The organism is Actinotalea sp. (assembly GCF_035443605.1).
Taxonomy (GTDB): Bacteria; Actinomycetota; Actinomycetes; order Actinomycetales; family Cellulomonadaceae; genus Actinotalea.
In genome coordinates this window covers 45,094-51,093 of the sequence record NZ_DAORSQ010000004.1, presented here as the reverse complement: position 1 = coordinate 51,093, position 6,000 = coordinate 45,094, and the positions used below count along the sequence as shown (strand labels likewise).

Genomic DNA, 6,000 nt, shown 5'->3' with positions numbered 1-6,000 from the left:
GGGTCGTCCACGTGGCCGGGGGTCTCGGCGATCCCCTCGCCGGTGCGCAGCGCGATGTTCGCGAGGATCTCGGCGGTGCAGCACAGGATCGGGGCGCCGGGGTTGACGCTCGAGTCGCCCGTCATCATGCCGACGTTCTCCGGGCCGAAGGCCGCGACGAGGTCGAAGAACTTCTCGCTGACCAGGGCCTTGATCGGGGCGGTGTAGAACGTCCGTCGGCCCTGGGCCAGCGCGACGAAGTGCGCGGCCATCGCCACGAGCGACTTCCCCGAGCCGGTGGGCGTCGACAGGATGACGTGCGAGCCGGTGACGAGCTCGAGCAGCGCCTCGGCCTGGGCGGGGTAGAGCTCGAGCCCGCGGTCCGCCGCCCAGCCGACGAAGGCCTCGTAGAGGTTGTCCGCGTCCGGCTCGGCCGGGATGCGTGACGCCAGGTCGAGCCGGCCGGTGCGCGGGTCGATGCGTCCGGCGGACGGGGTGCCGGGTGCCGCTGGCTGGGTGCTCATCGCGGCCATCCTCGCAGGTGCCGGACCGCGGGCAGCGGGCAGGGCGGGGCACGGCGGGGCAGGGCGGGGGCGTGCGGGGGAACGCCCGTGGCGCAGGCGTAGTGTCGTCAGGGCGGAGCCGCCACGGTTCCCCTCTGAGGGAGCACATCGTGAACCGGCTGAGCCTGGGCATCGTCTCGACCTCGCGCAAGCCGGACGAGCGGCGGCTGCCGATCCACCCCGAGCACCTCGAGCGCATCGACCCCGACCTGCGCGCGCGGATCACCCTCGAGCAGGGCTACGGCGAGCGGTTCGGGATCGCCGACACGCATCTCGCACCACTCGTCGGGCGGATGGCCTCGCGGGCGGACGTGCTGGCCGAGTCCGACGTGGTGCTGCTGCCCAAGCCGCAGGCCGCCGACCTCGCCGATCTCCACGCGGGGCAGGTGCTGTGGGGCTGGCCGCACTGCGTGCAGGACGCCGAGGTGACGCAGCTGGCCATCGACAACGGGCTGACGCTCATCGCGTTCGAGGCGATGCACCACTGGCGGCCGGGCGGCGGGTTCGGCCTGCACGTCTTCCACAAGAACAACGAGATGGCCGGGTACTGCTCGGTGCTGCACGCCCTGGCGCTGCGGGGGCTGACGGGCGACTACGGTCGGCGCCGCTCGGCGGTCGTCATCGGCTTCGGGGCGACCGCGCGGGGGGCGGTCACGGCGCTCGCGGCGCACGGCATCACCGACGTGAGCGTCCTGACCCACCGTGAGGTGGCGGCGGTCGCCTCGCCGATCCACTCGGCCCGCATGGTGCACTTCGCCCACGAGCTCACGGCGCCGTTCCTCAGCCACGTCGACACGGAGGACGGCTCGGTGCCGCTGGCGGCCTTCCTCGCGGAGCACGACGTCGTCGTCAACTGCACCCTGCAGGACACCCGTGCGCCGCGGACCTACCTCGACCTTGCCGACCTCGCGGTGTTCCGGCCCGGCAGCCTCGTCGTCGACGTCTCGTGCGACGTCGGGATGGGCTTCAGCTGGGCGAGGCCGACGACGTTCAGCGAGCCGATGGTCGAGGTGGGCGACCACATCGCGTACTACGCGGTCGACCACAGCCCGTCGTACCTGTGGAACTCCGCGACGTGGGAGATCAGCGACGCGCTGCTGCCGTTCCTCGAGCGTGTGCTCGACGGGCCGGCGGCCTGGGAAGCTGACGTCACCCTGAGCCGGGCGATCGAGGTGCGCGACGGTCACGTCGTCAACGACGCGATCCTCGACTTCCAGCGCCGCGACTCCGTCCATCCCCACGGCCGCCATGCCGTCATCAACAAAAGTTGACACGCCCGGGCTCATCAACAATAGTTGACGCATGGTCGAGGAACAGCACCTCCAGCTCCCGCAGGACACCGCGGAGGCGTTCGCCGCGGTGGTCGCCCTGCGCAGGGTCGCGTCCTCGTTCGAGCGCTCCGCCGTCGACAGGGCGCTCGCCGAGGGCTGGACCTGGGCCGCGATCGGCGACGCCCTGGGCACGTCCGCCCAGGCCGCGCACCAGCGCCTGGCACCCGCGCGGCGGGGCACCCGGGCCGACCGGAAGGTGACCTGACATGGGCGTTCGCCACGCCATCGGCGACATCCGCACGATCGACGCCCTGCTCACCACCGCGGAGCGGGAGACCGTCGCCCTGGGCGACGAGATCCCCGGGGCAGAGCACCTGCTCCTCGCAGCCCTCGCGCTGCCCGACGGGACCGCGCGGACCGCGTTCGGCGCGCTCGGGCTCACCGACGTCGACGTGCGCCGGGCCGTCGTCGAGGTCCACGCCGGCGCGCTGCGCGGGCTGGGCCTGGCGATCGGCGAAGACGATCGGGTCCCGGACGGGACGCCGGCAGCGGCGCCGGACGGCGCGTCGGTCCCGCTCGGCCGCGGCGCCTACCGCTCGACACCCACGGCCCAGCGGGTGTTCCAGCGTGCGGTCGAGCTGTCCAAGCACCGCCGTCCCGCGATCCTGCGGGGGGCCGACGTCGTCGCGGCCGTGGGCGAGCTGACCGCCGGGACGGCCGCCCGCGCGCTCGACCTGCTCGCGGTGGACCGGGCAGCCCTCGCCGAGGCCGCGCGGGAGGCTTCCGTCGCCGTCCGGTGAGCCCGGGCCGCGGGAGGACCTCCCGCGGCAGCGTCGCTGCGAGGGTCGCAGGCGGGACCGGCAGCCGCTAGAACGCCGCCTGGAACGAGCCGACGATCGGCTCCAGCGCACCCTCGTCACCCACGGCCAGCTGGATGACCACGGAGACGATGTGGGTGCCGTCGTCTGCCGTCGCCGCGATGAGCACATAGGTGGTGTCCACCCCGCCGCAGCCGACCCACCACTCGTACGAGCCGGTGTAGAGCGCGTCGCTGTACGGCTGGCGCCCGCCGTCGAGCGTGCAGCCGCCGTCCACGGCGGTGGGGCCGCCGTTGTCGAGGATGCCGTCGACCGTGAGCGTCGCGAGGGCGTCCGACGACGCGGCGACCGACACGCCCGAGGCAGCCCACTGGCCGTAGAACGCCTCGAGATCGGGGGCCGCGGTGACGTCGTAGACGACGTTGCCGAGGTCGTCGGTGTACTGCGCGCCGTCCACCTGGCCCCACGAGCTCGGGATCTCCACGGAGACCTGCCCGGAGTCGTCCGTCACCGTGACGAGGTCGCCCGTCGTGTCGCTCGTGCCGCCGCTGGTGTCGTCGCCGGTGTCGACCTCGGGCAGGGACGCGATCTCGAGCGGGGCGCCGTTGAAGCGGCCGACGTACGTGCCGCCGTCGGACGGGCGGAAGACCTCGACGGCGATGGTGGCGTCCGTGCCCTGGGTCTCGAGGATCGAGCAGTAGTCCGCCATCGTGCCGTCGGTGCCGAGCGTCACGCCCTCCATGCGGGTGAGGATGTCGCCGGGGCGCACCCCGGCCTCGTCGGCCACCGAGCCCGACGCCACGCCGCTGACGAAGATGCCGGAGCCGCTCTCGTCGAGGTAGCCGGTCCCGTTGATGCCCAGGCTCAGCACGTCGCGGCCCTTGGCCAGCTGGTCGAACACGGCCAGCACCTCGTCGCGGTGGATGGCCAGGTTCAGGTCGTCCTCGTCGTTGCCGGCGTAGTTGACGCCCACGACGCTGCCGTCCTGCGCCACCAGCGGGCCGCCGGAGTTGCCGCCCCGGATGCGCGCGTCGTGCTCGATGGTGTGCTCGATCGAGGCCCACTCGCTGTCGTTGGCCGTGTCCGGCTTGGAGACGATGCCCTTGGTGACGGTGAAGCTCGTGTCGCCGACGGCGGGGAAGCCCAGAGCCCAGACGTCCAGGGCCGCGGTGATGTCGCCCTCGTACCACTCGAAGTACGGGAAGCCGTCGCCCTCGAGGTCCAGGACCGCGAGGTCGAGGCACTCGGACGAGCCGAGGATCCGCGCGCTGTACTGCTCGCCGTCGACCTCGACGTCGAGCGTCGCGGCACCGACGACGACGTGGTTGTTCGTCACCACGAGGCCGCTGGGGTCGACGATGAGGCCCGAGCCCCACCAGCCGCCCTCGAGGGCGCCCTCGTACGGGTCGACCAGCGATCCCGAGGCCTCGATCTTGACCGTCGCGGTGATGGCCTCCTCGAGCGAGACCCCGGCAGAGGCATCCACCTCCGGCTCGGGATCGCCCCCGCACGCGGCGAGGATCAGGGCGAGCGCCGTGGTCGCGGCGAAGGTGAGAACCGGCGCTGGCCGGCTGCGGTGCGTCGTGGCGGCGGGGGTGCTGTGGGACATGGCCAGCCCTTCGACGGCGGATACCCGGATGCTAGGGCCGCCGATCATGCATCACAAGGATGCGGTTGCCGTGGGGGCCCGGGGCGAGTGGGATGGGGAGATGATCCCCAGCGACGTCACCGTGGCCCGAGAGTCCATCGAGTGGACCCACGAGCGGCTGCGCACGGCGCTCGAGGGGCTGACCGACGACGACGTCGCCGCGCCGTCCCGGCTCACCGGATGGACGCGCGGCCACGTGCTCGCGCACCTCGCGGGCCTGGGCTCGGCCGTGGTGCGGCAGGTGGAGAACGCCCTGACCGACGCGCCGGCCGCGCCCCTCTACGACGGCGGCAGGCCGGCTCGGGACACCGCGATCGACCAGGGTGCGGGGGGCACGGCGGCCGAGCACGTCGCGCGGGTCGGGGCGGTGCTGGACCGGGTCGAGGGCGCGATGGACCTGCTGGACGAGGCGTCCCTTGCTCGCCGCACCGGGTACCACGACCTGCCGGCCGCCGCCGTCGTGCTCCTGTGGTGGCGCGAGGCCAGCATCCACCTCACCGACCTCGACCTGGGCGTCGAGCACACCATGTGGGGCGCGGCGCTGCGCGAGCACCTCGCCGGCTACCTCGCGGTGCGGATCCCCGCCGGGGTGCGGCTCGACCTGGACCCCACCGACGTGGACGAGCCTCGTCGGCTGGGCGACGGGGTGCCCGTGCGGCTGACCGGGGCTGCCAACGACCTCATCGGCTGGCTCGCCGGCCGCGAGCCGCTCAACCCCGTCCACGCCGAGCAGGACGGCCACCAGGTGGTGCTGCCGGAGCTCGGCCCCTGGCCGTGAGTCACGGGCCGGCCGGCGCGGCGAGCACCGCGGCGGCGGTCTCGACGAGCCGCTGACGCAGCGGTGCCGCACGCGCGGCGAACGCGCGCTGCGCCGCGACGTACTGCGCCCGGCCCTCCGCGGTCTCGATCGGCACGGGGCTCTCGCCGAGGCTCGTGACGTCGTAGGGCGAGGCCCGCATGTCGAGCACCCGCACCTCGCGCGCCAGGGCGAGGCAGTCGAGCAGGAGGTCGCCCGGCACGGCGGGGCCCAGCTTGAGCGACCACTTGAGCAGGTCCATCGTCGCGTGGAGGCACCCCGGCTGCTCCAGGTCGGGCTGGTTCTCGCGCGTGGGTCGGAGCCGGTTGAGCGGGATCGCCGCCGGGGTGAAGAAGCGGAACGCGTCGATGTGCGAGCAGCGGACCGGGTGCGCCTCGACGACGGCGTCGGTCCCGGCGCGTCCCAGCCGCAGGGGCAGGCTGTGCCGGCGTCGGGCGTCGTCCTGCCGATAGACCATCGCCCACTCGTGCAGGCCGAGGCAGCCGGTGAAGGCCGGGCGCGACGCGGTGGCGACGAGGAGCCGGTGCACGTACGCGACCGTCGAGCCGCGCTCGGCGCGGAAGGCCTCGACGTCCAGACCGACCCCCCGCCCGGCCGGGATGGCGTGCGCGCGGTACCAGCGCCAGGTGGCCTGCGGCACGTCGGGACCGGTGAGGAGCACCCCCACGCCGGGGTGCCAGCGGCGCAGCCGCGCGGGTCGCAGGCCGTAGTAGTCGACGAGGAAGTCCTCGATGGGGTGGTGCTCGCCCGTGGCGCGCCGCGCACGGTGGGCGGCCGTCAGCGCATCGGCGCGGGTCGTGTGGTCCGCGGACGCCGCGATCCACGCGTCGGGGCCGAGGACCGTGGCGGTCCGCGTCGGCGCCGTCGTGCGGGGGGCGAGCGTGGTCACCGGACCACGGTAGAC

General features: G+C 73.9%; 7 protein-coding genes. 4 read left to right on the top strand and 3 right to left on the bottom strand.

Features of this window, described 5'->3' with window-relative positions:
- On the bottom strand, positions 1-503 hold a 503-nt coding region (locus PKY62_RS01200), incomplete at its 3' end, for a DEAD/DEAH box helicase (RefSeq protein ID WP_324534023.1).
- 149 nt (positions 504-652) lie between these two features.
- Here PKY62_RS01200 and PKY62_RS01195 point away from each other — a divergent pair.
- Genes PKY62_RS01195 through PKY62_RS01185 form a run of 3 tightly spaced genes read left to right on the top strand, consistent with a single transcriptional unit; the run spans position 653 to position 2,613 of the window.
- Complete coding sequence (locus tag PKY62_RS01195; RefSeq protein ID WP_324534021.1) at positions 653-1,813, top strand: N(5)-(carboxyethyl)ornithine synthase; 1,161 nt, start codon at positions 653-655, stop codon at positions 1,811-1,813.
- A 31-nt stretch (positions 1,814-1,844) separates the two neighbouring features.
- Positions 1,845-2,078, top strand: coding sequence for a hypothetical protein (locus tag PKY62_RS01190; RefSeq protein ID WP_324534019.1), 234 nt, complete (start codon positions 1,845-1,847; stop codon positions 2,076-2,078).
- A 1-nt stretch (position 2,079) separates the two neighbouring features.
- Positions 2,080-2,613 (top strand): Clp protease N-terminal domain-containing protein, encoded by a 534-nt coding sequence (locus tag PKY62_RS01185; protein WP_324534017.1) that lies wholly within the window; start codon positions 2,080-2,082, stop codon positions 2,611-2,613.
- 67 nt (positions 2,614-2,680) lie between these two features.
- Here the strand turns inward: PKY62_RS01185 and PKY62_RS01180 are convergent, their stop codons facing one another.
- The gene (locus PKY62_RS01180; protein WP_324534015.1) at positions 2,681-4,240 is read right to left on the bottom strand and encodes a S1C family serine protease; all 1,560 of its coding nucleotides are present in this window, start codon (positions 4,238-4,240) and stop codon (positions 2,681-2,683) included.
- 100 nt (positions 4,241-4,340) lie between these two features.
- On the opposite strand from PKY62_RS01180, the gene PKY62_RS01175 reads away from it, so the two are divergent.
- Complete coding sequence (locus PKY62_RS01175) at positions 4,341-5,057, top strand: maleylpyruvate isomerase family mycothiol-dependent enzyme (RefSeq protein WP_324534013.1); 717 nt, start codon at positions 4,341-4,343, stop codon at positions 5,055-5,057.
- 1 nt (position 5,058) lies between these two features.
- On the opposite strand, the gene PKY62_RS01170 is transcribed toward PKY62_RS01175, so the two are convergent.
- Positions 5,059-5,985 carry a 3-methyladenine DNA glycosylase gene (locus PKY62_RS01170; protein WP_502875764.1) on the bottom strand — a complete coding sequence of 309 codons (927 nt, stop codon included), beginning with the start codon at positions 5,983-5,985 and terminating at the stop codon, positions 5,059-5,061.
- Between the last annotated feature and the right edge of the window lie 15 nt (positions 5,986-6,000).